Genomic DNA, 26,507 nt, shown 5'->3' on the forward strand with positions numbered 1-26,507 from the left:
CGTGACCTCCCCTGCACCGGGATCACCCGGACGCCCGGCGCGCCGACGCTACGCCGGCGCGCTCGCAGTGGTCGGTGCGGTCGTCGCGCTCGTCACGGCGCTCCTGCTGCCGGGTGCTGCATTGACGGCGAGGGCGGATGCCTCGCCCACCCCCACTCCCACCCCGACGCTCTCCGGTGAGACCGTCTTCACGCTCGCGCCCGTCGGCAACGGAATCGTGCGCCCGGGCGAAGCGCTCACCGTGTCGGTCTCCGTCCGGAACGAGACGCCGCTCGCGGTTCCCGCGGGCGGAGTCACCCTGTCACTCGGCCGGAGTGCGCTGCCGAACCGCTCCGCACTGCGGGCGTGGCTCGCCGGCGACACGGATGGGGTCGCCGTCGCACCGGTAGGCGACATCGTCCTCGAAGCGATCGAGCCCGAAGACGAGCGGTCCGCCGCGATCGCCGTCCCCGCCGACAGCCCCGCGCTCGCGGGCCTGGCCCCCGGCGTGTATCCGCTCGTCGCGACGTACGCGCTGCCGTCCGGGCCGCTCGTCTCGACGAGTGCGATGATCGTGCCCGACGACGCGTCGCCCGCCGTCGGAGTCGGCGTCCTCGTTCCCCTCACCGCACCGCCGCTCACCGAGGGGCTCCTCACCGCCGATCAGCTCGCCGAGTTCACGGCCCCAGGCGGATCGCTCGCGAACCAGCTCGACGGCGTGGCCGGGACGTCCGCGATCCTCGCAATCGACCCCGCGATCGTCGCGGCCATCCGCGTGCTCGGCGACGCGGCCCCTGAGTCGGCCCTGGCGTGGCTCGATCGACTCGAGTCCCTCCCCAACGCGCGCTTCGCGCTGCAGTACGGCGACGCGGATGCCGCGGCCCAGCTCAACGCGGGCATCGATCCGCTCGAGCCGACGTCGCTCACCGCGTACATGAACGTGGCCGACTTCCCGCCGCCCACGGCCACGCCCACACCGGACGACAGCGCCTCGCCCACGACGTCTCCCGAGACGCCGAGCCCATCGCCCACGGTCGATCCGGATGCCCCGGTGCTCCCGACCCTCGACGAGCTGCTCGACGTCGGCGCTTCGCGCGCGAACGTCTACTGGCCCGCGACCGGCACCGCGAGCGCGGCTGTCGTGGACGCACTCTCCGCGCTGGGCTCCGAGGAGGACCCGGCTCTCACGATCCTGTCCTCCGGCGACACGGCCGCGGGGCGCAGTGGCGGAACGGTGACCGCCCACGGGGCATCCGGCGATGCCGAGCTGCTGGTCTACGACGCCGACGTCTCCGCCGCCCTGGACTCCGCTTCGTCGTTCGACGGCACAGCCGGTCGCGGCGCCCCGCTCACCGCTGCGACGGCGTACCTCACCTTCGCGATGGCGGAGTCGGCCGGCGCGTCGATCCTCGTGACGCTCGACCGCGGCGCCGACCGCTCGCACACCGCCATCCGCGCCGCGATCCACGCCGCAGCCGATGCGCCGCGCGCGGCCGAGGCGTCTCTCGCACTCCTCACCGCCGGGTCTGCTCGCCCCGCGCAGCTCACCGACGCCGAACCCGACCAGGCCCGCACCGACGCGGTGTCCGCGCTGACGGCCGACGAGAGCGCGATCGCGCGCTTCGCGACGATCCTCGACGACCCGGCTCTGCTCACGGGTCCGCAGCGCGCCGAGCTGCTCCAGCTCCTCGGCAACGGGTGGCTCCCCGACCCGACGTCGTGGCAGACAGCGCTCGCCGACAATCGCGAGCAGACGCGCGCACGACTCGACTCGGTCGGGATCCTTCCGCCCAGCACGATCCAGCTCTTCGCGTACGGCGCGGGTGTGCCCGTGTGGGTCCGCAACGAGCTCCCGTACCCGGTGAACGTCGTGCTCTACGCGTCGCCCGACGACCTGCGCCTCGACGTGCAGGAGGCGACGCAGGTCACCGCGAGCGCCGCGAGCAACACCCGCGTCGAGGTGCCGGTGCAGGCGCGCGTCGGCAGCGGCGAGGTCACGGTCGAGCTCCAGTTGCGCAGCCGCACGTTCGAGCAGATCGGCGACCCGCAGTCCGCCGACGTGTGGGTGCGCGCGGAATGGGAGACGGTCGGAACGGTCGCGCTGGGCGTCGTCGTGGCGGCGCTCCTCGGCCTGGGTGTCGTGCGCACGGTCCTTCGGGCACGGCAGAGAAGGGCGGATGCCGCGGCCCGCACCTCTCGCGACGCATCCGGTCCGCGGAATGAGGACGGGGCCGGGTCGTGAGCGGAATCGGTCGCGCAAGCGCGCTCATCGGCGCCGGAACCGTCGTCTCGCGATTGACGGGCTTCCTGCGGGCGATCGTGCTCGTCTCGGCGATCGGCGCGGTGACCGGTGCCGGGAACGCGTTCGCGATCGCCAACCAGCTGCCGAACAACATCTACGCGATCGTGTCGACGGGTCTGCTGACGGCGATCGTCGTTCCGCAGATCGTCAAGGCGGCGGCCCACGATGACGGCGGTCGGGCATTCATCTCGAAGCTCTTCACGCTCGGCACGGTCACGCTCCTCGCGGTCACCGCGGTCGCGGTGGTCGCCGCCCCATGGCTCGTCCAGCTCTACGCGCCGAAGTTCCCGCCCGACCAGCAGGCTCTCGCGACCGCGTTCGCGTACTGGTGCCTGCCGCAGATCTTCTTCTACGGCCTCTACGCGCTCGTCGGCGAGTCACTCAATGCGCGACGCGTGTTCGGCCCGTTCACGTGGGCGCCGATCGTCAACAACCTCGTCTCGATTGCCGGCTTCGTCGTCTTCATCGTGCTGTTCGGCCAGACGGAGTCGGTCACCGACTGGACACCCGCGATGATCGCCCTCCTCGGCGGCACCGCGACGCTGGGCATCGTCGTGCAGGCCGCGATCCTGCTCGTGTTCTGGCCGAAGACCGGTCTGCATGTGCGGCCCGACTTCCGCTGGCGCGGCGTCGGACTCAATCACATCGGGCGCCTCGCCGGCTGGACGTTCCTCATGGTCGTCGCCGGGCAGATCGCAGGCCTCATCCAGTCTCAAGTGCTCTCCGAAGCCGCTGAGCGCTACCCCGGCATCTTCGTGTCGCAGAACGCGTGGCTGCTGTTCATGCTCCCGTACTCGATCATCGTGCTCTCGATCGGGACGCCGTACTTCACACAGCTCAGCGAGCACGCCGCCAAGGGCCGCAGCGACGACGTGCGGGCCGACATCGGTCGGAGCATCCGCACCCTCGGCGTGTTCATCGTCATCGCGACGTTCGCGCTGGCCGCGGCATCCGTGCCCGCCTCACGCATCTTCACCGACAGCCGCGAGCAGGCCTCGGCCGCCGCGGTCGTGCTCGTGTGCTTCCTCGTCGGGCTCATTCCGCTCGCGGTGCTGTTCGTCGTGCAGCGCACGTTCTATGCCTACAACGACACGCGCACGCCCTTCCTGTTCACGATCGTCCAGTGCGTGCTTGTGATCGCAACGGCCCTCATCGCGCAGGCGCTGCTGCCGGTGGAGTACCTGGCCGCCGGCATCGCTCTCGGGCAGTCGTTCGCGAGCATGGTGCAGGTCGTCCTCGCGACGTGGCTCCTCGAGCGGCGACTCGGGCGGATCGGCACGGCGTCGTGGATGTTCGCGCTCGGGCGCTTCACGCTCGCGGCGATCCCGGCCGCGGTGGTCGGGTGGGTCGTCTTCCTCCTGTTCGGCGGCGTCGACGGGTGGACTGCTTCGGACAAGCTCCTCGGGGCGGTCGGTGCCGCCCTCATCGGGATCGCGTCCATCGCGGTGTACATCGGGATGCTCGCCCTTCTGCGCGCCCCCGAGCTCGCGGTCGCGACGCAGGTCGTACGGCGGGTCATCCGTCGGTGATGTCGTGCGAGGGCTGAGCGAGTCGACACCTTCCGGTCGCTGAGCGAGCGCGGCGAGACGAAGCGCGGTTTTCGTCCCGTGGAACGCCTTCAGGGACGTGGAATGCCCCGCGGCTACCATGTGTTGAACCATCCGGAACCATGAAAGGGGCGCTCGTGCGTCAGGTCATCATCATCGGATCGGGGCCGGCGGGTTACACCGCAGCCATCTACGCGGCTCGGGCGAACCTCGATCCCCTCGTCGTCGCCAGCTCCGTCGAGGCCGGTGGTGAACTGATGAACACGACGGACGTCGAGAACTTCCCGGGCTTCCCGGAGGGCATCCAGGGTCCCGACCTGATGACGAAGATGCAGGAGCAGGCCGAGCGCTTCGGCGCCGAGGTCCTCTACGACGATGCGGTCGAGCTCGACCTCGACGGCGCCGTCAAGCGCGTCAAGCTCGGCTCGGGCAAGGTCGAGGAGGCCGACGCGCTGATCTTCGCGACGGGTTCCGCGCCCCGCAAGATCGGCATCGCGGGCGAGGCCCGCCTCTCCGGCCGTGGTGTGTCCTATTGCGCGACGTGCGACGGGTTCTTCTTCCGCGAGCGCGTCATCGCGGTCGTCGGCGGCGGTGACTCGGCGATGGAGGAGGCGACGTTCCTCACGAAGTTCGCATCCAAGGTCTACGTGATCCACCGCCGTGACGAGCTGCGTGCGTCGAAGATCATGCAGGAGCGTGCGTTCAAGAACGAGAAGATCGAGTTCGTCTGGAACAGCGAGGTCGTCGACATCCTCGGCGACGACGCGGTGACCGGTCTTGTGCTGCGCAACACGGTCGACGGCTCGACCTCTGAGCTCGCGCTCGACGGCGTGTTCGTCGCGATCGGAAACGACCCGCGCGTCCACCTCGTGCACGGCAAGCTCGACCTCACACCCGAGGGCACCGTGTGGGTCGACGGCCGTTCGTCGCGCACGTCGGTTCCGGGTGTGTTCGCCGCCGGAGACGTCATCGACCCCACCTACCGCCAGGCGGTCACTGCGGCCGGCAGCGGCACGGTCGCGGCGCTGGACGTGGAGCACTACCTCGCCGCGCTCGGCGAGGCCGGCGAGCCCGACGTTCACGGCGACCAGATCGAGAACCTCGCCGGGGCCGACGCGACGGTCTGACCCCGAACTCGCCGCGCTGAGCTCGTGCGCCGGAACAATCCGGATACGACGCGCGTTATCCCCCATACAGACTTCCGACTGAAGGAGAGAAGATGACCGCCAAGGCGACGACGTCCGCGACGTGGGAGCAGGACGTGCTTCAGGCCGAGGGCCCCGTGCTCGTGGACTTCTGGGCCGAGTGGTGTGGCCCGTGTCGCATGGTGTCGCCCGTCCTGGACGAGATCCAGTCCGAGCACCCCGACAAGATCACGATCCTCAAGCTCAACGTCGACGAGAACCCCGACCTGGCGATGAAGTACCGGATCACCTCGATCCCCGCCATGAAGGTGTTCGAGGGCGGTGAGGTCAAGACCACGATCATCGGCGCCAAGCCGAAGTTCGCGCTCGAGCAGGACCTCGCGGAGTTCATCGGCTGAGACTCTCCGGTCGCAGAGATCACTCGCCCCGGTCAGCGTTCACGCTGGCCGGGGCTTTCGTCTGCCTGCGCGGATGCCTCGAGCAGCGTCGGCGGCGTCAGGGGGCGTCGGCGCGGACCGTCGCGTCCCATCGGCGCGGCGCGCCGGTGTCACCGAGAAGCCGCCACACGGCGCGCGTCAGCGGCGGATAGTCCAGTGCGATCTGCCTCAGCACGCGGTAGTGCCGTGACGCGTTGGGCCTCGCGCCGCCGTTCGCGGCGATGTTCTCGGCGCGCAGCATCAGCACCACGAGCTCGTCGACGGTCGGCAGGTCTTCCATGAAGTCCCACGGGTCTTCGCCGGCACGGAGCCGCTCGTCGACGAGGACGGACAGCTCATCGGATGCTTCGGCACGGAGCAGTTCGAGACTCGCCCGCTTGCGCGGCGTCTGCTCGTGCGTCGTCATTGGTCAAGCGTAAGCGCTCGCGGCGACGTTGCGGCCGGCGTCGGTGTGTCGCGGTCGAAGGCTCGGTCCTGTCGCCTTCCGTCGTCGCCGCGGTGGGCGGTGACGGCTTCCGCTAGAGCGCCCCGTACTCCGACTCGCCGAGTTCCGCCAGGATCCGATTCAGATCCTGGATGCTGGCGAAATCAATGTTGATCTGGCCTTTTCTTGCGCTGAGCGAGATTCGGACGCGAGTGTTGAGCCGATCGCCGAGGCGAGCGGCGACTTCGTTCAAGTGAGCCTGGCGGCTTCCGGCCTGTGGTTTCGGGATGCGCCGGGTTCCGGCATCCGAACTCTTGGCGGCGACCTCCGCAGCACGCACCGAGAGGTCCTCGTTCACGATCTTGTCGGCCAGCCGCTGCATGTCCTCTGGGGATTCCAGCGACAGGATCGCACGCGCGTGACCGGCGCTCAGCACACCGGCGGCCACGCGCTGCTGAACGGGCATCGGGAGCTTGAGGAGACGGATCGTGTTGCTGATCTGCGGGCGGGAGCGTCCGATGCGGCTTGCCAGCTCTTCCTGCGTGATGCCGAAGTCCTCGAGGAGCTGCTGGTACGCGGACGCCTCCTCCAGCGGGTTCAGCTGGGAGCGGTGCAGGTTCTCGAGCAGCGCGTCGCGCAGGAGGTGCTCGTCGGCCGTATCGCGGATGACCGCCGGGATCTCGTCGAGTCCCGCTTCGCGCGCGGCGCGAGTGCGGCGCTCGCCCATGATGAGCTCGTACGTGCCGTCGCCCTTGTCGCGCACGACGACCGGCTGCAGCACACCGAACTCGCGCACGCTGTGGACGAGTTCCGCCAGGTCGTCGGGGTCGAAGTGGGTGCGCGGCTGGCGGGGGTTCGGAACGATCGCCTCCGGGGCGATGTGCACCAGGCGGGCGCCCGGAACATCGACCAGCTCCTCCAGCTCCGCCGGCGACGGCACGTCGTCCTCTGCGACTGTCCGCGGAAAGAACACGTCACTCGGACGCACCTCGGTCGGCTCTGCTGTCGGGATGAGGGCGCCGATCCCGCGACCCAGACCAGTGCGCTTTGCCATCAGGCGCCTCCCTCACTCAGGACGTGCTCGTTCTCATCGACGACCGCCTCGGCGCCGTCGATGTTCTCGCCGCCGGTGGCGGCTTCACTCGGGACGGCGTTGGGCGTGAAGCCGCCACGCAGTCCAGTCTCTCCGCGCGCGACGATCTCGACGGCTGCCTCACGGTACGCCACCGCTCCCGCGGATTGCGCGTCGTATGCGATGACCGTCTGACCGAAGCTCGGCGCCTCCGAAACACGCACGGAGCGCGGAATCACGCTGTTCAGCACCTCGTTGGGAAAATGCGCTCGCACTTCTTCAGCGACCTGCTGAGAGAGCCGGGTGCGCCCGTCGTACATCGTCAGCAGAATCGTCGTGAGACGCAGCTCAGGGTTCAGGTGCTTCTGGATCATCCGGACGGTGGCGAGCAGCTGGCTGAGGCCCTCAAGCGCGTAGTACTCGCACTGAATCGGAAGCAGGACCTCCTGCGCGGCGGTGAACGCGTTGATCGTCAGGAGGCCGAGAGACGGCGGGCAGTCGATGAGCACGAAGTCGAGGCGCTCCGTCGACGAGGCGAGGTAATCGTCGAGCGCGGTGCGCAGGCGGTGCTCGCGAGCGACCTGGGACACCAACTCGATCTCGGCGCCGGCGAGATGGATCGTGCTGGGGGCACAGAGCAGGTTCGGCGACTCGGGGCTGACCTGGATGATGTCGGCCAGTGGGAACTCGTCGATCAGCACGTCGTACACGCTCGGAGTCTCCGCCGTGTGCGGCACGTTCAGGGCGGTGGATGCGTTCCCCTGGGGGTCGAGGTCGATGACGAGCACGCGCGCGCCCAGGTCGGCGAGCGCCGCAGCGATGTTCACCGAGGTCGTCGTCTTGCCGACGCCGCCCTTCTGGTTCGAGATGGTGAGGACACGCGTCTTGTGGCCGCTCAGATCAAGCGAAACGTCGTCGAGAACGCGGCGGCGTGCCGTCAGATCGGCGAGTTCGCGAGCCAGTGGGGTGTCTTCATCGTCGATGGAGAAGGATGCCGCGGCGTCGGCGTCCTCGGGTGGTTTCACGTGAAACACCTCTTCTTCGCGCTCATCCATGGCCGCCTTCCACTCTAGCCGCCACTCATGAGCCGCCCATCCAGAAACCGCGGCGTCAGCCCGATCTTCACCGTCGACTTCTTCGGAAACCGCGTCTTCCCCGTCAGCCTCGACGTCTCGAAGATCGGTGGCGCGTGGAACGTCTTCTTCGATGCTGTTGGAGGGCGACTCCTCGCCTTCGGGGGTGCTGATGGAGTCGTCGTCGTGAGAGTCGACCTGTGCGGCAGCCGCGGTCGATTCGCCGAGCGACGGGGGGACCGCGGCGCTTTCGTCGTCGGTTGTTGAGAGAGTCGTCGAGGGCGCCGGACCGTCACCCTCGGATGGCTGTCGGGGCGAAGTGGGCTCCCCCGCGCCGGCTCGCCCATCGCCCTGCGTCGCCTGGTCCGCCCGTCTCTCGGAGGCCGGGTCGTCGCCGGGGACATCGAAGTTCTCCGCGTCGGAGCGCGCGCCTCCGTACGGGTCCACCGCAGTCGGTGTCGGGGCCTCTTCTCTCACGCTCGCGTCCGCCGCCGTCGAAGCGGACTCCTGGTCGACCGTGTCAGCGTCATCGTCGGCACTGACGGTGCCATCGGCGGGGCCGGACGGAGCCGCCGTGCGTCCTTGCTCCTCGCTGGATGCCGCGCCCGCGCCCACAACGGGCGCCTCGTCCGAGTGCGAGGCGTCGCCGGCTGACTCCGTGCCGTTGGCGGCGTCGGTCGGTGTGGGTGGACGAAGCTGCTGTCCGCTCGGCTCCGCCGCACGGTCGGCGGCGGACGACGCATCCGGGCGACGCTGCTCATGCGGTCCGGCCTCATCACCGACCACGGGGGCGTCGGCCAAGAGCGCGTCCTCGCTCGACGACGGCTCGTCGACAGCTGATCGCTCGAACGATGGCGGATGCTCCGCTTCTGTCACTGGTTGGGGCGTCAGCGGTTGACTATCCGCGGCCGGCGGTGTGCGTTCAGGGTTCGTCTTCTTCGCTCCAACACCGAAGAGCCGCAGTATCGAGGCCCACAATCCTCGTTTCACGTGAAACATCACCTCTCAGCGCCTTTGTGGATCTCGATGCCGGTCGCGTCGTCGCGGCGGCCCTCGATCAGACTAGCCACGCCGGGGCTCCACTCCCCTCGCATGACACCCCTCTATACGCAGTCCGGTCTGGGAGACGAAGGATCGGCAGTGTGCTCCGCGGCGGCGGCGAAGTGGGTCGAGTTCGACGGATCCGCGTCGTCCGTCGATTCGAGGCGGTGCGTCTTGCGATTCGGCGACTGGCCGCGGAGTGGCAGCCCTCCACCCGGTTCGGGGCACCACGTCCGCGTGCCGGCCGGACCCTCACCGTGATCCCGACGCGAACCGACGCGGACCCGCGGTCGATTGCGATTGAGCGGGCCGGAAGCATCCGGATCACGACCCCCGCTGCGCCCCGACTCGCAGCGGGTGGTCACGTCGCCAGACTCGCCGAATCCGACGCGTCCCGCTCAGCTACGTAACCCCGTTTTTCACCCCGACCCTGCTCAGCGGCGCCGTTGGTTGCGCCCACACTCCGTGAGAGCCTCAGTCCACTCTGCGACGTCTACGGAGCGGGCGGAGTGACCTCCGAGGCAGGCGGCGTGATCGGAGCTCGGCGGTCGGTCGGGTGCGCGTGCGCGGGCAGCGGCAATTCCAATGCTCTCGCGTAGGTGCCGGAGGGTGACCCTCGTTGGGTTCCTCCGCGACGAGTGTCGGCGATCGCCCCTTCAGCAGCATCTACGTCCCGCGCCGTGGACCGTTTCACGTGAAACATCCCTCATGGCGGCTCTGCGCCGAGATCGGTCGACGGGACGAGGAACGCCCCTGGACCGCCCGACCCGTGACAGGCGGCGCGGATGGGCTCGGGACCCGCGCTGCCCGACTTACACGCCAGCGTCCGGCACGCTGAGCAGGACTCGGCAGTTCAAGGAGAGAGCCCAGATGGCACTTCCTCTCGAGCAGACTCCGCATTCGCGGCTGGGACTCCTGCCGTTTCACGTGAAACATGCGCCCCTTGCGCCGCGAGGCGGCCTCGGCTGCGGGGGAGGAACCTGTTCGCGACTGCCAGAGTCGCAAACGGGCGAGGCGACGGGTGAGATCGGCACGCGCGGTGGCCTGTCTGTGGGACAGCGCGAAGGGCCCGAGAGGTGATGGCTGTTCAGAGGACGAGCCGCGTGCCGGTCCCCCCGAGCGGCATCCGGGTTCGTCACCGTCGACGCGTCCGCCGTTTCACGTGAACGTCCGTCCGTTGCGTCACCGGAGGGAACCGGTCGAGGTGCGAGGACCAGCGCGGCCCTACAGAGCCGCAGCGGGGTGATGTGAGGGAGAGTTCCGGACTTGACGTGTGTGTCTGCTTGGTCCGCGCTATACCCACCGGAACGACTGACCCGCTCTTCACGGAGCGAGCCGATATCCCTCGCCCGCACCGCTCGTACATTTCGAGGGAGTGCCAGAACCGCGCGGCTCGCGTTTCGCCAAGGACATCGCGCGTACGGAGGTGACCGGGAACTGAACCTGCGCGCGAGATCGCGTCGTTTCACGTGAAACGGTCCTGAATGACACGGCGCTCGTTCCCGTTGGGCCGAGATCCAGCCGCGCCAGGTGTACCCGGTGGGGATCCGCCCTCGCTCGGCCTGACGATGGTGCCGAGACACGCGCGCGTCCGCGTCACCGGGCGGAGCGACGTATCGCGACATGAACGGCGGCGGCGAGTCGGCCCATTCCTGCACGGCCGGGCACGCGCCTCGTGTCGTCGTTGCCGGCTCGCATAAGGAAGGAGCGGGCGAGCAGTTCGCTAAGAGAAGCGCCTTGTCGTGTTGGGTTCGGCGACAACCGCGCATCAGCGACGGGTCGGGCGCGTCGTCGTGTGCCACGCGCGGCACGCGCGTCTCTGGCGGGTGCGGGCCACGCCCGGCCGTGTCCGAGTCGGGCCGGACGTCCGTAACGCGACCGAACCGTCGTACCGAGGCACTCGTGTAGCGGCCCGGCGCGCGGTCTCTGCACCGGTCGCGGGCGCGCCGGTGGAGAGGCGCAACTGCCTTCACAGCGTGCAGGCAGAGGTGCGGCGCGGTGCTTCCTCCAACCGCGACGCTCGCGCGAGCGCGCACGAAGCGGATTCGGATGCGATCCCTTCCTGTGCCACGAGCGGACGTCGGCGCAGGAGACGAGCGGTCCGGCGCTCATCGCGAATCGACTCGAATCCCGAGGTGCCCCCCGAGCACAGACCCCGCGAGACGAGCCCGGGCGCGGTCACGCGGTCTACGACTCGCCGCGCGGTGCGGGGCAACGCCGCAAACCACTCAGCGGACAACCCGAGCCCGAGCCCCTGTGCCGGTCTCAACGGGCCCGCCCTGAAGCGCACTGCGTGCAAGCGGGCTCCGACGGCCGCGCGACGGAGGGGATGCGTGGCTGCAGGAGATACCGCGACTGGACCTCCCCGACGCAGCGCCAATCCGTCTCACGCCGTCTCCGTTTCACGTGAAACGCCCCCGCTGCCGCACGCGCGGGGAGAGCCGTCAGCGGACGGTCGCTCGCACGACGCGCGTCGGCTGGTCGAGAAGCCCCTCGCCGAGAACTTCCACTCGCACGTCCCTGAGACCGAACCGGCGGATCTGCTTCTCCGCCGCGGCGATCTCGTCAGAAGCGGCAGCTCCTTTCAACAGAATCAACTCGCCGCCATCGCGTACGAGCGGCGCGGAGAGCGGAATCAGCGTCCGCAGTGCGCTCACGGCCCGCGCGGTCACCGCGTCGAGGGTCGGGCCGTGCGACCACTCCTCTGCACGCCCCCGAACCACCTCGACGTTCGAGAGACCGAGCGCTGCCGCCTGCTCTTCGAGCCACGCGACTCGTCGCTCCATCGGCTCGATCAACACCCACTCCACATCGGGGCGCGCAATCGCGAGGACCAAGCCGGGAAGGCCGGCACCAGACCCGACATCGCCCACTCGCCCCGAGAAGAGCGGGGCGGCGATGGCGCAATTCAGAACGTGCCGCGACCAAAGGCGCTCTGCCTCGAGTGGGCCGATGAGCCCGCGCTCCTCACCGTGCCGGGCAAGCGCGTCGGTGAAGGCGCGCGCGACCTCGATGCGGTCGCCAAAGATCGCGGCAGCGACGGCGGGTTCAGGTTCGATCATGGGTACTCCGGCCGGATGGAGGGGTGTGATGGGAGCGAATCGACCAGCGGATGCTCGAGATCGGTCCACGCCAGAACCATGATCTCGGCTCAGCAGCGCGCGTTGCCAATCGTCTCAGGAAACCTGTGAGCCGGCAGCGACCGCGTTGGGTGTTCACCGGCCGTCGTGTCGGCCGCAATCCTGGCAGTGCGTTCCACGTGAAACACCGGCATCCACGCCGCGACCCGTCGACCACGCGCCGTCCGCCGGCGCCCGCGGCTCAGCGCCGCCGAATCACCGTGTGGCGGTCGGCTCCCTCGCCGTAGGACTCCGACACGAGACCCCGTTCCGCGACGAGGTCATGAACGATCTTGCGCTCGTAGCTCGTCATCGGGGGCAGCGAGGCCTGCGAGGCACCCGCATCGAGGCGTGCGACCGCCGTGTCGACGAGACGCGTGAGTTCGCTCGTGCGCGAGTCACGTGATCCACCCACATCGAGGATCAGGCGCGAGAACCGCCCCGTGCGGTTCTGCACCGCGATGCGCGTGAGCTCCTGCAGCGCCTGCACGGTGTCGTGGTCGGAAAGCAGTCTCAGTGAGTCGGGCTCCTCCGCCTCGACCGATACGTACGCGCGCCCGCCGCGCACGTCGAGTGCGAGGTCTCCGTCGATGTCGGCGATATCGAGGAGCTCCTCGATGAAGTCCGCCGCGAGGTCGCCCTCCTGCTCGAGCTGCTCGTCGGTCGCCGGCTCGCGTGCGATCGACCCGGACTCCAGGGGGGTGGGGCTGCTGGTGGTCATGACGGTCCTTCGGTCAACTGCGGTCGGGGCATCCGGCAAGCCGGTGTCAGGATCCGGGCTGCGTCGTCGGCGACTGGCCGCCGCGCTTTTGCGCCTGCTTCTTGGCACGCTGCTTGCTCACGGGCTGCTGGCGCTTGGGCGCTTGGGCCTTCGCGCGCTCGGCCTCTTCGAGAAGACGCTGCTGCTCAGCCTCGTACTTCGAGATCGGAACGACCTTGCCGCTCGAGTCGATCGCCTTGCCCTTGCGTGCGAGGCGCTCTTCGCGCGCCTTCGCCGCCTCGGATCCGGGGGTCGGCATCTCGCGGATGACGAGGAACTGCTGACCCATCGTCCACAGGTTCGACACGAACCAGTAGATGACGACACCGAGAGGGAAGAAGACGCCCGAGAACACGAAGGCGAAGGGCAGGACGTACAGCATGATCTTCTGCATCTGGTACGCCTGGCCGGTCTTGGCCTCGGGGGAGAGGTTCTTCGAGATGATCTGCAGCTGCGTGAAGAACTGCGACGCGATCATGAGGACGACCAGCACGAGCAGGATGACGATCGCCGTCGTGTTGCCGGTGTTGAACGCGTCGATGAGCGTCTCGTGCAGCGACGCGACCCCGAAGAGCTTCGCGTCGTAGAACTGCTGCGTGGCCTCGGCGTTGAGCAGGCCGACGCCACCGACACCCTGCTGAGCGTGGCGGGTGACGTCGTTCAGCACGCTGAACAGCGCGAAGAAGATCGGCATCTGCACGAGCAGCGGCAGACAGCTCGAGACCGGCGTCGTGCCGTGCTTCTTGTACAGCGCCATCGTCTCGCGGCTCATCGCCTCGCGGGAGAGCTGATCGCGCTTGCCGCGATACTTCTCCTGGATTTTCCGCAGTTCAGGGGCGATTTCCATCATCTTGCGCTGGCTCTTGATCTGGCGCACGAAGAGCGGGATGAGGGCCGCGCGGACCACGATCACGAGGCCGACGATCGCGAGCACCCACGTGATGCCGTCGGCGGGCGGCAGGCCGATGGCCGTGAACAGCCAGTGCCAAGCGACGAGCACGAGCTCGACGACCCACTTCAGAGGCCAGAGGATGGTCCCGATCAGATCGAAGCCCCCGCTCGCCGTATCGGGTGCGGGGGTGGAGGCCAGCAAGAGATCCATGCGGAGGATCAGTCCTTTCCGGAGGGGGTCGGCACGACGAACCCGCGTGGGGTGAGTGCGTACCGGAAGTTCTTGCGAAGCGGCACGTCGTCGACGCCGCCCTTCGCCCAGGGGTGGCAGCGTGCGAGGCGGGCTGCCGTCAAAGCGGTCCCGACGACGGCGCCGTGCTGCTGGACTGCGCCGACGGCATACGCCGAGCACGACGGGTAGTACTTGCACACATCGCCGTACGTGTGCGAGATCGTCGCGCGATAGCCGTGCAGCAGCGCGAGCAGACCGTTACGCGGCAGCAGGGGAATGGCCGAGAGAAGACCGGATGCTTCGAACCGGGCCTCGCCGAGCGCATAGGCAGGAAGGACGCTCATGCCGCGCTCCTGGCGAGACAGCGCGAGATCTCCGCACGGAGCTCGCTGTACGCGGCGTTCGCCGAACCCGGCAGCGCGCGGATCACCACGTCCGTTCCGGGACGAACGGTGCCCACCGCCTCGGCGCAGACGGCCTTGAGCCGCCGGCGCACGGTGTTGCGAACGACGGCCGTTCCGACCTTCTTGCTCACGATGAAGCCGAAGCGCGGCGGCGCGGTGACCGCCTCAGCCCGGGCGGACACGTAGCTCACGGTGTGTGCGGCGGCACAGCGACGGCCCCGACGGACGACGGCCTTGTAGTCCGCTCCGCGGGTGAGTCGGTTCGGCCTCGCAAGCACCGGGTCTTCGGCCGGACTCAGGCCGAGAGCTCGGTGCGCCCCTTGGCGCGGCGCGCCGAGAGGATCGCGCGGCCGGCACGGGTGCGCATGCGCGCACGGAACCCGTGCTTCTTGGCGCGGCGGCGGTTGTTGGGCTGGAACGTGCGCTTGCTCATGAGATCTCTTCCGGATCAGGTGTCACCGGGCGGGGAAGCCAGCGACAGACTGGCCCTATGGAGACCGGAGACGGCGTACAGGGGACTGCCACGAGGGCATAAGTCAACCGATTAAGGCTACGTCGAGACGCCTGAGAACTCAAACTGAGCCGAACCGGGACATTATCCCCAATCCGGCGACCCCAGCCTGGCAATGACACGCGGGCGAGTCTTACAGTGGAGTTTGCCCGGCCGCGGCCTCTGACCTACCGTTGCTTCGGCAGTTATCCACAGGCTCGCGTGACCGAAGCGCGGGCCTGAGGCGCATCAACACACCCGGGGGGGCCATGTCATCGCAGCAAGTTCCAGACGTACCAGTCTGGTCAGCCGTGCTCGATGAACTCACCGCGGACGATCGTGTCACGCCCCAACTGTGGGGCTTCCTGCATCTCGCCGTCGCTCAGGGGGTGATGGGAGGCACGCTCTACCTCGATGTGCCGAACGACCTCACCGCGGCGCAGCTCAACAAGCGCATGCGCTCGCCGATCCTCGAGGCGATCTCGCGCGTGGGCGACGATGAGGTCGCGACGTTCCGCGTCGTCGTCAATCCCGATATCGCCGACCAGCACCTGACGTCGCCGATCCCGGTCCAGACTCCGATGCCGTCGCAGCCGATCGCGCAGTCGCAGCCGGCCGGCGGTCCGCGGGCGGGAATGGCAGAGACGACGGATGCGGCATCCGCCGGCTCTCGTTACGACACGCGCCTCAACCCGAAGTACACGTTCGACAACTTCGTCATCGGTCAGTCGAACCGCTTCGCCCACGCGGCCGCGGTCGCCGTCGCCGAGGCTCCCGCCAAGGCGTACAACCCGCTCTTCATCTACGGCGACTCGGGTCTGGGCAAGACGCACCTCCTGCACGCGATCGGCGATTACGCGCTGAGCCTCTACGCCGGCATCCGTGTTCGCTACGTCTCGAGCGAGGAGTTCACGAACGACTTCATCAACTCGATCGCGAACAACCGCGGCTCGGCGTTCCAGGCGCGCTACCGCGAGGTCGACATCCTCCTGATCGACGACATCCAGTTCCTGCAGGGTCGCGCCGAGACGCAGGAGGCGTTCTTCCACACGTTCAACACGCTGCACGACCACGACAAACAGGTCGTGATCACGAGCGATGTGCCGCCGCGCCAGCTCACCGGCTTCGAAGACCGCATGCGCAGCCGCTTCGAGTGGGGCCTCATCACCGACGTTCAGGCGCCCGACCTCGAGACCCGCATCGCGATCCTCCGCAAGAAGGCGCAGAACGAGCGGCTGCAGGTTCCCGACGAGGTGCTCGAGTACATCGCGACCGTCGTGTCGTCGAACATCCGCGAGCTCGAGGGCGCGCTCATCCGCGTCTCGGCGTTCGCGAGCCTCAACCGCTCGACGCTCGACATGTCCCTCGCACAGACGGTGCTGCGCGACATCGTCGACCAGGACGACGCGAACGTCGTCTCGCCGACCGACATCATCAACGCGACCGCACACTACTTCAAGCTGTCGGTCGACGACCTGTACGGATCGAGCAGGTCGCAGGCGGTCGCCACCGCGCGACAGATCGCGATGTACCTGTGCCGAGAGCGCACGAGCCTGTCGCTCCCCAAGATCGGTCAGCTCTTCGGCAACCGCGACCACACAACGGTGATGTACGCGTACAAGAAGATCAGCGACCTCATGAAGGAGCGTCGCTCGATCTACAACCAGGTCACCGAGATCACCGCGCAGCTCGGCCGCACCGCGCGCTGACCGACCGCGAGGTCGTCCACCAGGATCACACGGTGAGTATTCCTGTGCGTTCCCGTCGTTCCGCTGGGTGCCGAGGCGGATGCCGCGCCGCGTCCGTCACCCTCGAAGCCGGCCCCACGGAATATGCCTCAACGGATGCTTGACACCTGTGGAGAACGGGGCCATTATTCGCGTTCTTCACAGTGTGGAAAACCTGTGGATAACTCGGGACGACTGCGGAAGGGCTGTGGACACCGGAGGCCTCCCTGTGGACGACGGCGGCACCACGCGCTTCCCCGTGATTCCGCGGTCCCCGGGGTCTCCGCAGCCCTTCCACAAGTCACATGCGTGTAGTTCCCAAGCCTCGACTGGGGAGTCGCGAGTTATCCACACTTTCCACAGCGGTTAACACCGTGACAAAGAGTCCATTGATGAAGAACGGTTCGATGACCTCGACGTGAACGGCGCATCGCGGCGGAGCCTTCGGCGACAAACCACTGGCGCGGCCTGAGGCTGGCACTAGCATGGGTAGCCCAGCCCGATGTCGAGGGAGCGTCCGTGAAGTTCCACGTCAATCGCGATGTGTTCAGCGAAGCCGTGTCGTTCGTCGTGAAGCTTCTGCCTCAGCGCAACCCTCAGCCGATCCTGGCCGGCGTGCTCATCGAGGCATCCGACGCCGGTCTGTCCCTCTCGGCATTCGACTACGAGGCCTCCGCCCGCACCACGATCGAGGCGACCGTCGACGAGCCAGGCACGATCCTCGTGCACGGCCGCTTGCTGTCCGAGATCGCGAGCCGTCTGCCGAACGCGCCCATCCAGATCGAGCTCGACCAAGACGGCATCGTGCTCACGTGCGGCTCCGCGCGATTCACGCTCGCGTCGATGCCGGTGCAGGAGTACCCGGCGATCCCCGAGGTGACGGGCGAGTCCGGTCTTGTCCCGTCCGAGGACTTCGCGACGGCGATCTCGCAGGTCGCGTTCGCCGCTTCGCGCGACGACGTCACCCCCGTCCTCACCGGTGTGCAGCTCGAGGTGTCGGGCACGCAGCTCAGCCTCGTCGCAACCGACCGCTACCGTGTCGCGCTGCGCGACATCCCGTGGGACGGCGGAACCGTTGCCTCCGATGAGCAGACCGCCGCGCTCGTCCCCGCGCGCACCCTCACCGAGGTCGGCAAGACGTTCGCGCACGGCGGCGACATCTCGATCTCGTTCTCGGGTTCGGGCGACCGCGAGATCATCGCGTTCACCGCGGGCAACAAGACCGTGACGTCGCTGCTCATCAAGGGCAACTTCCCGCCTGTGCGCCGGCTCTTCCCTGAGCAGACCGATCACCACGCGGTCGTCAACACCGCCGACCTCACCGAGGCCGTCCGTCGCGTGTCGCTCGTGCTCGACCGATCGGCTCCGCTGCGTTTCACGTTCACGGCCGACAGCGTGTCGATGGACGCCTCCGGCACCGAGCAGGCGCGCGCGTCCGAGTCCGTCGACGCGAACCTGGTCGGCGAGGACGTGACGCTCGGCCTCAACCCGCAGTACCTGCTCGAGGCGCTCGCGGCCGTGCGCAGCGAGTTCACCCGCATCACCTTCACGTCGAGCGAGAACGCGAACAAGCTGAGCCCCGTCCTCATCACGCCGCAGACGTCGGTCGACAAGGCCGGCGAGGACTCGTTCAAGTACCTGCTGCAGCCGAACCTCCTCCTTCGTTAAGGAGGCTCTCGGCCCGCTGTCACACGGGCGGAATAAGGTGACAGGGTGATCGTCGAGCAGCTGAGCCTCGTCGACTTCCGGAACTACGCGGAAGCCGATGTCTCGCTGCATCCGGGTCCCAATGTCTTCGTCGGCCGAAACGGCCAGGGCAAGACGAATCTCGCCGAGGCGATCGCGTTCTTCGCGACGCTCGGCTCGCATCGCGTCTCGACGGATGCCCCGATGGTGCGCCACGGATCGGACGCCGCGATCGTCCGAGCGCGACTCGCGCACGGCGAGCGTCGCGTGCAGCTCGAGGTGCAGCTCAACCGGCAGGGGTCGAACAAGGCGCGCGTGAACGGCGCGGCTGTGCGCACCGCCGAGCTTCCGCGCTACGCGCAGGTCGTGCTGTTCGCCCCCGAGGATCTGCAGATCGTGCGCGGAGACCCGTCCGCGCGCCGGCGCTTCGCGGATCAACTGCTCGTCCAGCGGCGTCCGCGCATGGCCGGGGTCCTCGCCGACTACGACCGCGTGCTCAAGCAGCGCACGACTCTTCTCAAGACGGCGCGGGCGCGCGGCATCCGCGGCGACGCCCTTTCGACGCTCGACGTGTGGGACGACAAGCTCGTCGCTCTCGGCAGTCAGGTCATCGAGGCGCGGCTCGCGCTCGCCGACGAGCTCGCCGGTCCGCTCTCGCGTGCCTACACGCAGATCGCCGGCGCCGACCACCGGCCCGAGCTCGAATGGGCGCTCACCGTCCGCGGCGTGGACGCTGAAGACGCCGACGGCGACGAGAGCACGATGACGGCGGATGCCGCGGCCGCCGGCATCGCGGACCAGTTCCGCGCCGCGCTCGCCGCCCGGCGCACGGCCGAACTCGACCGCGGCCTCACGCTCGTCGGGCCGCACCGCGACGATCTCGTCCTCCGCGTGCGGGGTCTCCCGGTCCGCGGCTACGCGTCGCACGGCGAGTCGTGGTCGGTCGCGCTCGCGCTGCGCCTCGCCTCGGCCGAGCTGCTGCGCGCCGAATCGCAGCTCGGCGATCCGATCCTCATCCTCGACGACGTGTTCGCCGAGCTCGACGCCGAGCGGCGCACGCGGCTCGCCGCCCTCGCGGGCGACTTCGAGCAGGTCGTGGTGACGGCCGCCGTCGAGCAGGACGTCCCCGACACGCTGCGCGCGCGGATCGTGCGCGTCGAGGCAGGCCGGATCCTGGAGAACGCGGATGCCTGAACCTTCGACAGGCTCCGGCACCGGAGAGCACGCGGCGGCAGGCGGGGCATCCGATGGCGTTCCCGAGACGATCGCGACGTACCTGCGCCTTCGCGGCCTCGAGCCCTCGGCGCGTGCCGTGCGGAGGCGTCGCCGTCGGTACGAGGACGACGAGAACCTGCCCTTCGCGCCGGGTCGCGATCCGCGAGGCGTCGCCGACGTGCTCGCCGCGCTCACCCGCGAAGCCGGCTGGGACCCCCTGCTCGCCCGTGAGGACGTCGTGCGCACCTGGCACGAAGTGGCCGGCGGCGACACCGCGCGCCACACGCGTCCGGTGGCCTTCACGGAGGGCACGCTGACGGTCCAGGCCGACTCGACGGCATGGGCGAAGCAGCTCCAGCTCATGCGCGCGCACATCATGACCGAGATCGTCCGGCGCTATCCCGAGGCAGGTGTCGAGAGCATCCGCTTCATCGGGCCGGACGTCCCCTCCTGGAAATGGGGCTCCAGAACGGTTCCAGGGCGTGGCCCGCGCGATACCTACGGCTGAGACAGGTCCGATACCCTCCTGAGCGATTTCCGGGCCACACAGGCCCGTAGAGGCCGGTTGGCAGGGTTCCTCGGGGTAGGATGGAGGCGTCCCCCGGAACAGATGCGGAGCCTCGAGAACCTATGACGTCATCGATCCCTGAAAGCGTGCCCGAGGAACCGCGTTCGCGACCCGCACACAAGGCTCCCGGCAACTATGGGGCGGATGACATCCAAGTTCTCGAAGGACTCGAGGCCGTCCGCAAGCGCCCCGGCATGTACATCGGCTCGACGGGCGAGCGCGGTCTGCACCACCTTGTCTACGAGATCGTCGACAACGCGGTCGATGAGGCCCTCGCGGGCTTCTGCGACACCATCGAGGTGACGATCCTCGAAGACGGCGGCATTCGCGTGTTCGACAACGGACGCGGCATCCCGGTCGACATGCATCCGACCGAGGGCAAGTCGACGGTCGAGGTCGTGCTCACGGTGCTGCACGCGGGCGGCAAGTTCGGCGGCGGCGGATACGCCGTGTCGGGCGGTCTGCACGGCGTGGGCTCGTCCGTGGTGAACGCCCTCTCGTCACGTTTCGATGTCGAGGTGAGGCGCCAGGGCTACGTGTGGCGACAGACCTATCGCGACGGCGGCGTGCCGCAGGCACCTCTGGAGCGCGGCGAAGAGAGCGACGAGACCGGCACCATCATCACGTTCTGGCCGGATGCCTCGATCTTCGACACTGTCCACTTCGACTACGACACCCTGCGCACGCGCTTCCAGCAGATGGCGTTCCTCAACAAGGGCCTGCGCATCAGCCTGAGCGACGAGCGCCCGGAGTCGGCGTACGCCGTCGACAAGGACGGCGAAGAGGCCGAGCGCCAGCCGGCCGACAGCTTCCTCTACGAGCGTGGGCTCGTCGACTACGTCGAGTACATCAACAAGGTGCGCAAGGCCGAGACGGTCAACGACATCATCGACTTCGAGTCGGAGGACACCGACCGCAAGATCGCGATGGAGATCGCGATGCAGTGGACGACGAGCTACACCGAGAACGTCTTCACGTTCGCGAACACGATCAACACGCACGAGGGCGGCACGCACGAAGAGGGCTTCCGCGCCGCGCTCACCGCACTGGTCAACCGGTACGCCCGCGCCCAGGGCCTCCTGAAGGAGAAGGACGAGAACCTCTCCGGCGAGGATGTCCGCGAGGGCCTCACGGCCGTGATCTCGGTCAAGCTCTCCGAGCCGCAGTTCGAAGGCCAGACCAAGACCAAGCTCGGCAACACCGAGGCGAAGGCGTTCGTGCAGAAGGTCGTCGGCGACCGGCTCGGCGACTGGTTCGACCGCAACCCGCAGCAGGCCAAGAACGTCGTGCGCAAGGCGATCGACGCGGCGACCGCACGGCTCGCGGCGCGCAAGGCGCGCGAGACCGCTCGCCGCAAGAGCGTGTTCGAGTCGGCGTCGATGCCCGACAAGCTGAAGGACTGCACGAGCAAGGACCCGTCGATCAGCGAGATCTTCCTCGTCGAGGGCGACTCGGCCGGTGGCTCGGCCGTTCGCGGCCGCGACCCCGAGACGCAGGCGATCCTGTCGCTGCGAGGCAAGATCCTCAACGTCGAGAAGGCCCGCCTCGACCGCGCCCTCGGCAACAACGAGATCCAGGCGATGATCTCCGCGTTCGGCACCGGCATCGGCGAGGACTTCGACGTCTCGAGGGCGCGCTACCACAAGATCGTCCTGATGGCGGATGCCGACGTCGACGGCCAGCACATCACGACGCTGCTGCTCACCCTCTTGTTCCGCTATATGCGCGGCCTGATCGAAGCCGGCTACGTGTACCTCGCGCAGCCGCCGCTGTACCGCCTGAAGTGGTCGAACGCCGATCACGAGTACGTGTACAGCGACCGCGAACGCGACGCGCTCCTGGCCGCCGGGGTCGCCGAGGGCAAGCGCATCCCGAAGGAGAACGGCATCCAGCGCTACAAGGGGCTCGGCGAGATGAACCCCAAGGAGCTGTGGGAGACCACGATGGACCCCGAGACCCGAACGCTGCTTCAGGTCACGATCGACGACGCGGCCGCCGCCGACGAGATCTTCTCCATCCTCATGGGCGAAGACGTCGAGTCGCGCCGTGGCTTCATCCAGCGGAACGCGAAGGATGTGCGCTTCCTCGACATCTGAGTCGGGTGCGGACGATACGGAACTGAGAGCGAATGACTGACGACATCACGACCGAGCCGGCTGAGGCATCCGGTCACAATCACGGCAACATCGACCAGGTCGACCTGCAGCTGGAGATGCAGCGCAGCTACCTCGACTATGCGATGAGCGTGATCGTCGGGCGCGCGCTGCCCGACGTGCGCGACGGACTCAAGCCCGTGCACCGCCGCGTGATCTACGGCATGTACGACGGCGGCTACCGCCCCGACAAGGCGTTCTCGAAGTGCGCGCGCGTCGTCGGCGAGGTCATGGGTCAATACCACCCGCACGGCGACACAGCGATCTACGACGCGCTCGTCCGCCTCGTGCAGCCGTGGTCGCTGCGCTACCCCCTCGCGGCAGGCCAGGGTAACTTCGGCTCGCCCGGCAATCAGGGCGCCGCCGCACCTCGGTACACCGAGACGAAGATGGCGCCGCTCGCGATGGAGATGGTCCGCGACATCGACGAGGACACCGTCGACTTCGAGGACAATTACGACGGCCACACGCAGGAGCCGACGGTTCTGCCGTCGCGCTTCCCGAACCTGCTTGTGAACGGCTCGGTCGGCATCGCGGTCGGCATGGCGACGAACATCCCACCGCACAACCTGCGCGAGGTCGCCGACGGTGCCCTCTGGGCGCTGGAGAATCCGGATGCCACGCGCGAAGAGCTGCTCGAGGCGCTCATGTCTCGCATCCACGGTCCGGACTTCCCGACCGCAGCGCAGATCCTCGGCACGCGCGGCATCCGCGACGCGTACCGCACCGGGCGCGGGGCGATCACGATGCGCGCCGTCGTGAATGTCGAGGAGATCCAGGGCCGTACGTGCCTCGTGGTCACCGAGCTGCCGTACCAGGTCAACCCCGACAACGTTGCGGTGAAGATCCGCGACCTCGCTCGTGACGGCCGCATCACCGGCATCGCGGACATCCGCGACGAGACGAGCGACCGCACAGGTCAGCGCCTCGTGATCGTGCTCAAGCGCGACGCGGTGGCGAAGGTCGTACTGAACAACCTGTACAAGCACACGCAGCTTCAGGAGAACTTCGGCGCGAACATGCTCGCGATCGTCGACGGCGTACCGCGCACGCTCGCGCTCGACGGGTTCGTCACGCACTGGATCGATCATCAGATCGAGGTCATCGTCCGGCGCACGCAGTTCCGCCTCCGCAAGGCGGAGGAGCGGATGCACATCCTGCGCGGCTATCTCAAGGCGCTGGACGCGCTCGACGAGGTGATCGCGCTCATCCGCCGGTCCGCCACCGTCGACGACGCGCGCGAGGGCCTCAAGAAGCTGCTCGAGATCGACGAAGTCCAGGCCGATGCGATCCTGCAGATGCAGCTGCGTCGCCTCGCCGCGCTCGAGCGCCAGAAGATCATCGACGAGGCGACAGAGCTCGAGGCGCAGATCGCCGACTTCCAGTCGATCCTCGCCGACCCGAGCCGCCAGCGCGCCATCGTCCGCGAGGAGCTGGGCGACATCGTCGAGAAGTTCGGCGACGAGCGCCGCACGCAGATCCTCCCCGGGTTCGACGGCGACATGTCGATCGAAGACCTCATCCCCGAAGAGGAGATGGTGGTCACCGTCACCCGCGAGGGGTACATCAAGCGCACCCGCAGCGACAACTACCGGTCGCAGCACCGCGGCGGCAAGGGCGTCAAGGGCGCCCAGTTGCGCGCCGACGACGTCGTCGAGCACTTCTTCGTCACGACGACCCACCACTGGCTTCTCTTCTTCACGACGAAGGGCCGCGTGTACCGGGCGAAGGCGTACGAGGTTCCCGAGGCCGGACGCGACGCGAAGGGCCAGCACGTCGCGAACCTCCTCGCGCTGCAGCCCGGCGAGGAGATCGCGCAGATCCTCGACATCCGCGACTACAACGTCGCGACGTATCTCGTTCTCGCCACGCGCGGCGGTCTCGTCAAGAAGACGCGCCTCACCGAGTACGACACGAACCGCCAGGGCGGCGTGATCGCGATCAAGCTCCGCGGCGGCGCCGGCGACGTCGGCGAGGGCGATGACTCCGCGGGCGACGATCAGGGCGGCGACGAGGTCGTGAGCGCGATGCTCGTGAACGAGGACGACGAGATCCTCCTCATCAGCCGCCACGGCATGTCGCTGCGCTTCACCGCGACCGATGAGACGCTGCGCCCCATGGGCCGTTCGACCGAGGGCGTCAAGGGGATGTCGTTCCGCGACGGCGACAGCCTGCTGTCGGCATCCGTCGTGTCGGACGATGGATACGTGTTCGTGGTGACCGAAGGCGGCTACGCCAAGCGCACCGCGGTCGCGCAGTATCGCCCGCAGGGACGCGGCGGATTGGGCATCAAGGTCGCCAAGCTGAACGAGGACCGCGGCGATCTCGCGGGCGGTCTCATCGTCAGCGAGGACGACGAGGTCTTGGTGGTTCTTGCCAGCGGCAAGGTGGTACGCTCTGCCGTGGCCGAGGTGCCCGCCAAGGGCCGTGACACGATGGGTGTCGTGTTCGCCCGCCCTGACGACGACGACCGCATCATCGCGATCGCGCGCAACGGCGAACGCGGCCTCACCGAGACGACGGATGCTCCCCCCGTAGCCGCCGACGCCGACGCGAACCCGGCCCCCGAATCCCGTGAAGGGTCCTCCCCCGAGACCCCCGAAGAGAGTCCTGACGCATGACCACTGTCGCCGACAAGCTCGCACGCAAGTCCAGCCACAAGACGACCGCCAAGCAGGTGCGCCTGCGCCTGGTCTACATCGACTTCTGGTCGGCGGTGAAGCTCTCCTTCCTCGCCGCGGTCGCCATCGCGATCGTCACGGTCGTCGCGTTCTTCCTGATGTTCCTCGTCGTCCAGACGACGGGTCTCATCTCGACGGTGGACGAGTTCTTCCAGAGCCTGTCCGACGGCGGAGTGTCGCTCACGAACTTCATCGGACTGCCGCAGGTCATGGCGTTCGCCTCGATCGTCGCGATCCTGAACCTCGTCGTCGTGACGGTGATGGGCGCCGTGATCGCGGCCATCTACAACCTCGCCGTGAAGATCACGGGCGGCCTGCTCGTCGGCTTCACGTCGAACTGAGACGGCGCCCTTCCCGATTCGTGAAATCGTCTCGGGTCGGGTAAAGTCTTGGAGGTTGCGACGCACGCGTCGCCCTCCAAACGGGGCTATAGCTCAGGCGGTTAGAGCGCTTCACTGATAATGAAGAGGTCCCAGGTTCAAGTCCTGGTAGCCCCACACAATCGCCCCGGGGCCTTAGCTCAGTTGGTAGAGCGCCTGCTTTGCAAGCAGGATGTCAGGAGTTCGAATCTCCTAGGCTCCACCAGTTGAAGAAGACGGATGCTGCGGCATCCGTCTTCTTCGTTTCAGCCGGTACCGCCGGCTCAGTCGCCGAAGCCGGGGTCGACGGTCTGGCCGACGAGGAAGTGCCAGCCGAGCCACCACCAGCACACGATGATCGCCAGACGCACCGTGCGGTCGGTCATCATGAGGTCGAAGAGCTCGGTGACGGTCGCATCAGGGTCGGATCGTCGCGCCGACCAGCCGCTCACGATGAGCGCGATTGCGCACGCGGCGAAGACGACGAGGCTCGTGATCACAGGTCCGGCTCCCTTCGCGACGGCGCGCGGCCCGTGGTGCCGCGGCGGATGAGGAAGACCCCGAGCGCGAGCCACACCACGACGAACGCCCCCTTGCCCAGGGGAACGTCGAGCAGCGGATTCACGATGTCGCTCAAGGCGGGGTGCGCCGCTCGTCCACCCGGGGTCGATCCGCCCAGCGTCACCTGGGCCACTTCCCACAAGCAGGCGATGAGCCACACCGCCGCCCAGCTCCACGCGAGGCGGCGGGTCGCAGAAGGCCATGCCCGCGGGCGTCGCTGCTCGGACCGGGCAGGAGCCCACGCGGCAATCGCCGCCGCGACGCCGACGCCGATCATCGCGGCGCCCGCGGCGACGGAATGCCGTGGTGCGAGCATCAGCACGACGCCCGCCGCGACCGCACCCGCCGCCACTGCGAGGGTGCGCGGTCGAACGAGCCGCTCGAGCATCACGAGCAGACCGGTGGACTCCGCGACGACCAGCGACCCCGCGACCGCGAAGACGGCCGCGTCGCCCCACTGGCCGCGGGCGAGTTGGACGACGGCGATCGCGAGGAGGATCCCCAGCCACGCGAACGCACCGCGGGTCGGGCGAGGCACATACGCACGCGCGGTTTCCGGCACATCCGTTCGATCGTCGGCGTCGCCCGGCGTGCTCATGGTCTGCCTCCCTTCTCAACCGCACTTTAGCCACGCGCCGCGG

At 68.3% G+C, this 26,507-nt stretch carries 23 protein-coding genes and 2 tRNA genes; 14 read left to right on the forward strand and 11 right to left on the reverse strand.

What is annotated here, in order from left to right:
* Window position 1 precedes the first annotated feature (1 nt).
* From BJ991_RS02745 to trxA, 4 genes are all read left to right on the forward strand, one after another.
* Window positions 2–2,221: a DUF6049 family protein gene (locus tag BJ991_RS02745; protein ID WP_218852846.1), complete on the forward strand. Its 2,220-nt coding sequence runs from the start codon at window positions 2–4 to the stop codon at window positions 2,219–2,221.
* Window positions 2,218–3,810 (forward strand): murein biosynthesis integral membrane protein MurJ, encoded by a 1,593-nt coding sequence (murJ, locus tag BJ991_RS02750; protein WP_179487251.1) that lies wholly within the window; start codon window positions 2,218–2,220, stop codon window positions 3,808–3,810. The genes BJ991_RS02745 and murJ overlap by 4 nt, the downstream gene beginning before the upstream one ends.
* A gap of 155 nt (window positions 3,811–3,965) precedes the next feature.
* Window positions 3,966–4,955 carry a thioredoxin-disulfide reductase gene (gene trxB, locus BJ991_RS02755; RefSeq protein WP_179492428.1) on the forward strand — a complete coding sequence of 330 codons (990 nt, stop codon included), beginning with the start codon at window positions 3,966–3,968 and terminating at the stop codon, window positions 4,953–4,955.
* 92 nt (window positions 4,956–5,047) lie between these two features.
* Window positions 5,048–5,371, forward strand: a complete 324-nt coding sequence (gene trxA, locus BJ991_RS02760; RefSeq protein WP_179487253.1) for a thioredoxin — start codon at window positions 5,048–5,050, stop codon at window positions 5,369–5,371.
* Window positions 5,372–5,468: 97 nt separating this feature from the next.
* Here the strand turns inward: trxA and BJ991_RS02765 are convergent, their stop codons facing one another.
* From BJ991_RS02765 to BJ991_RS02775, 3 genes are all read right to left on the reverse strand, one after another.
* The gene (locus tag BJ991_RS02765; RefSeq protein ID WP_179487255.1) at window positions 5,469–5,816 is read right to left on the reverse strand and encodes a tryptophan synthase subunit alpha; all 348 of its coding nucleotides are present in this window, start codon (window positions 5,814–5,816) and stop codon (window positions 5,469–5,471) included.
* Window positions 5,817–5,928: 112 nt separating this feature from the next.
* Complete coding sequence (locus BJ991_RS02770) at window positions 5,929–6,888, reverse strand: ParB/RepB/Spo0J family partition protein (protein ID WP_179487257.1); 960 nt, start codon at window positions 6,886–6,888, stop codon at window positions 5,929–5,931.
* The gene (locus tag BJ991_RS02775; RefSeq protein ID WP_179487259.1) at window positions 6,888–7,961 is read right to left on the reverse strand and encodes a ParA family protein; all 1,074 of its coding nucleotides are present in this window, start codon (window positions 7,959–7,961) and stop codon (window positions 6,888–6,890) included. Before BJ991_RS02775 ends, BJ991_RS02770 begins: the two co-directional genes overlap by 1 nt.
* A gap of 27 nt (window positions 7,962–7,988) precedes the next feature.
* Between BJ991_RS02775 and BJ991_RS02780 the strand changes: the two genes are divergently transcribed.
* The gene (locus BJ991_RS02780) at window positions 7,989–8,246 is read left to right on the forward strand and encodes a hypothetical protein (protein ID WP_179487261.1); all 258 of its coding nucleotides are present in this window, start codon (window positions 7,989–7,991) and stop codon (window positions 8,244–8,246) included.
* 3,218 nt (window positions 8,247–11,464) lie between these two features.
* Here BJ991_RS02780 and rsmG read toward each other — a convergent pair.
* From rsmG to rpmH, 6 genes are all read right to left on the reverse strand, one after another.
* Complete coding sequence (rsmG, locus tag BJ991_RS02785; protein WP_179487263.1) at window positions 11,465–12,082, reverse strand: 16S rRNA (guanine(527)-N(7))-methyltransferase RsmG; 618 nt, start codon at window positions 12,080–12,082, stop codon at window positions 11,465–11,467.
* A gap of 259 nt (window positions 12,083–12,341) precedes the next feature.
* Window positions 12,342–12,860 carry a Jag family protein gene (locus BJ991_RS02790; protein WP_179487265.1) on the reverse strand — a complete coding sequence of 173 codons (519 nt, stop codon included), beginning with the start codon at window positions 12,858–12,860 and terminating at the stop codon, window positions 12,342–12,344.
* Window positions 12,861–12,906: 46 nt separating this feature from the next.
* On the reverse strand, window positions 12,907–14,001 hold the full coding sequence (yidC, locus tag BJ991_RS02795; RefSeq protein WP_179487267.1) for a membrane protein insertase YidC: 1,095 nt from the start codon (window positions 13,999–14,001) through the stop codon (window positions 12,907–12,909).
* Window positions 14,002–14,009: 8 nt separating this feature from the next.
* Entirely contained in the window at window positions 14,010–14,366 is a 357-nt protein-coding gene (gene yidD / locus BJ991_RS02800; RefSeq protein WP_179487269.1) for a membrane protein insertion efficiency factor YidD, read from the reverse strand.
* Window positions 14,363–14,704 carry a ribonuclease P protein component gene (gene rnpA / locus BJ991_RS02805; RefSeq protein WP_179487271.1) on the reverse strand — a complete coding sequence of 114 codons (342 nt, stop codon included), beginning with the start codon at window positions 14,702–14,704 and terminating at the stop codon, window positions 14,363–14,365. The genes yidD and rnpA overlap by 4 nt, the downstream gene beginning before the upstream one ends.
* 17 nt (window positions 14,705–14,721) lie before the next feature.
* The gene (gene rpmH, locus BJ991_RS02810) at window positions 14,722–14,859 is read right to left on the reverse strand and encodes a 50S ribosomal protein L34 (RefSeq protein ID WP_022879826.1); all 138 of its coding nucleotides are present in this window, start codon (window positions 14,857–14,859) and stop codon (window positions 14,722–14,724) included.
* Window positions 14,860–15,185: 326 nt separating this feature from the next.
* On the opposite strand from rpmH, the gene dnaA reads away from it, so the two are divergent.
* The 9 genes from dnaA to BJ991_RS02855 all read left to right on the forward strand — a co-directional run bounded on the left by dnaA (window position 15,186) and on the right by BJ991_RS02855 (window position 25,531).
* On the forward strand, window positions 15,186–16,625 hold the full coding sequence (gene dnaA / locus BJ991_RS02815) for a chromosomal replication initiator protein DnaA (protein WP_179487273.1): 1,440 nt from the start codon (window positions 15,186–15,188) through the stop codon (window positions 16,623–16,625).
* 537 nt (window positions 16,626–17,162) lie between these two features.
* Window positions 17,163–18,311 (forward strand): DNA polymerase III subunit beta, encoded by a 1,149-nt coding sequence (gene dnaN / locus BJ991_RS02820; RefSeq protein WP_179487275.1) that lies wholly within the window; start codon window positions 17,163–17,165, stop codon window positions 18,309–18,311.
* Window positions 18,312–18,356: 45 nt separating this feature from the next.
* Complete coding sequence (gene recF / locus BJ991_RS02825; protein ID WP_179487276.1) at window positions 18,357–19,523, forward strand: DNA replication/repair protein RecF; 1,167 nt, start codon at window positions 18,357–18,359, stop codon at window positions 19,521–19,523.
* A complete protein-coding gene (locus tag BJ991_RS02830) occupies window positions 19,516–20,052 on the forward strand; it encodes a DciA family protein (RefSeq protein WP_179487277.1) in 537 nt (178 codons plus the stop codon). Before recF ends, BJ991_RS02830 begins: the two co-directional genes overlap by 8 nt.
* A 122-nt stretch (window positions 20,053–20,174) precedes the next feature.
* The gene (gene gyrB, locus BJ991_RS02835) at window positions 20,175–22,208 is read left to right on the forward strand and encodes a DNA topoisomerase (ATP-hydrolyzing) subunit B (protein ID WP_179487278.1); all 2,034 of its coding nucleotides are present in this window, start codon (window positions 20,175–20,177) and stop codon (window positions 22,206–22,208) included.
* A 32-nt stretch (window positions 22,209–22,240) separates the two neighbouring features.
* Window positions 22,241–24,886, forward strand: coding sequence for a DNA gyrase subunit A (gyrA, locus tag BJ991_RS02840; protein WP_179487279.1), 2,646 nt, complete (start codon window positions 22,241–22,243; stop codon window positions 24,884–24,886).
* A complete protein-coding gene (locus tag BJ991_RS02845) occupies window positions 24,883–25,287 on the forward strand; it encodes a DUF3566 domain-containing protein (RefSeq protein WP_179487280.1) in 405 nt (134 codons plus the stop codon). Before gyrA ends, BJ991_RS02845 begins: the two co-directional genes overlap by 4 nt.
* An 82-nt stretch (window positions 25,288–25,369) precedes the next feature.
* Window positions 25,370–25,443: transfer RNA gene (locus BJ991_RS02850), tRNA-Ile, on the forward strand.
* A gap of 12 nt (window positions 25,444–25,455) precedes the next feature.
* Window positions 25,456–25,531 (forward strand) — tRNA-Ala (locus BJ991_RS02855).
* A 58-nt stretch (window positions 25,532–25,589) separates the two neighbouring features.
* On the opposite strand, the gene BJ991_RS18755 is transcribed toward BJ991_RS02855, so the two are convergent.
* Together BJ991_RS18755 and BJ991_RS18275 are read right to left on the reverse strand one after the other, a co-directional pair.
* On the reverse strand, window positions 25,590–25,805 hold the full coding sequence (locus BJ991_RS18755; RefSeq protein ID WP_179487281.1) for a DUF6186 family protein: 216 nt from the start codon (window positions 25,803–25,805) through the stop codon (window positions 25,590–25,592).
* Window positions 25,802–26,464: a hypothetical protein gene (locus BJ991_RS18275; RefSeq protein ID WP_179487283.1), complete on the reverse strand. Its 663-nt coding sequence runs from the start codon at window positions 26,462–26,464 to the stop codon at window positions 25,802–25,804. Before BJ991_RS18275 ends, BJ991_RS18755 begins: the two co-directional genes overlap by 4 nt.
* Window positions 26,465–26,507: the final 43 nt, after the last annotated feature.

The sequence above is a fragment of the Microbacterium immunditiarum genome (assembly GCF_013409785.1).
Classification (GTDB): domain Bacteria; phylum Actinomycetota; class Actinomycetes; order Actinomycetales; family Microbacteriaceae; genus Microbacterium; species Microbacterium immunditiarum.

Coding starts and splice junctions, on each gene's coding strand:
- yidC (WP_179487267.1), bottom strand. CDS start 14,001: ATGGATCTCTTGCTGGCCTCCACCCCCGCACCCGATACGGCGAGCGGG.
- trxA (WP_179487253.1), top strand. CDS start 5,048: ATGACCGCCAAGGCGACGACGTCCGCGACGTGGGAGCAGGACGTGCTT.
- yidD (WP_179487269.1), bottom strand. CDS start 14,366: ATGAGCGTCCTTCCTGCCTATGCGCTCGGCGAGGCCCGGTTCGAAGCA.
- BJ991_RS02775 (WP_179487259.1), bottom strand. CDS start 7,961: ATGGATGAGCGCGAAGAAGAGGTGTTTCACGTGAAACCACCCGAGGAC.
- gyrB (WP_179487278.1), top strand. CDS start 20,175: ATGACGTCATCGATCCCTGAAAGCGTGCCCGAGGAACCGCGTTCGCGA.
- BJ991_RS02790 (WP_179487265.1), bottom strand. CDS start 12,860: ATGACCACCAGCAGCCCCACCCCCCTGGAGTCCGGGTCGATCGCACGC.
- BJ991_RS18275 (WP_179487283.1), bottom strand. CDS start 26,464: ATGAGCACGCCGGGCGACGCCGACGATCGAACGGATGTGCCGGAAACC.
- BJ991_RS02770 (WP_179487257.1), bottom strand. CDS start 6,888: ATGGCAAAGCGCACTGGTCTGGGTCGCGGGATCGGCGCCCTCATCCCG.
- BJ991_RS02780 (WP_179487261.1), top strand. CDS start 7,989: ATGAGCCGCCCATCCAGAAACCGCGGCGTCAGCCCGATCTTCACCGTC.
- rpmH (WP_022879826.1), bottom strand. CDS start 14,859: ATGAGCAAGCGCACGTTCCAGCCCAACAACCGCCGCCGCGCCAAGAAG.
- rsmG (WP_179487263.1), bottom strand. CDS start 12,082: ATGATCGAACCTGAACCCGCCGTCGCTGCCGCGATCTTTGGCGACCGC.
- dnaA (WP_179487273.1), top strand. CDS start 15,186: ATGTCATCGCAGCAAGTTCCAGACGTACCAGTCTGGTCAGCCGTGCTC.
- BJ991_RS02765 (WP_179487255.1), bottom strand. CDS start 5,816: ATGACGACGCACGAGCAGACGCCGCGCAAGCGGGCGAGTCTCGAACTG.
- BJ991_RS02830 (WP_179487277.1), top strand. CDS start 19,516: ATGCCTGAACCTTCGACAGGCTCCGGCACCGGAGAGCACGCGGCGGCA.
- gyrA (WP_179487279.1), top strand. CDS start 22,241: ATGACTGACGACATCACGACCGAGCCGGCTGAGGCATCCGGTCACAAT.
- BJ991_RS02845 (WP_179487280.1), top strand. CDS start 24,883: ATGACCACTGTCGCCGACAAGCTCGCACGCAAGTCCAGCCACAAGACG.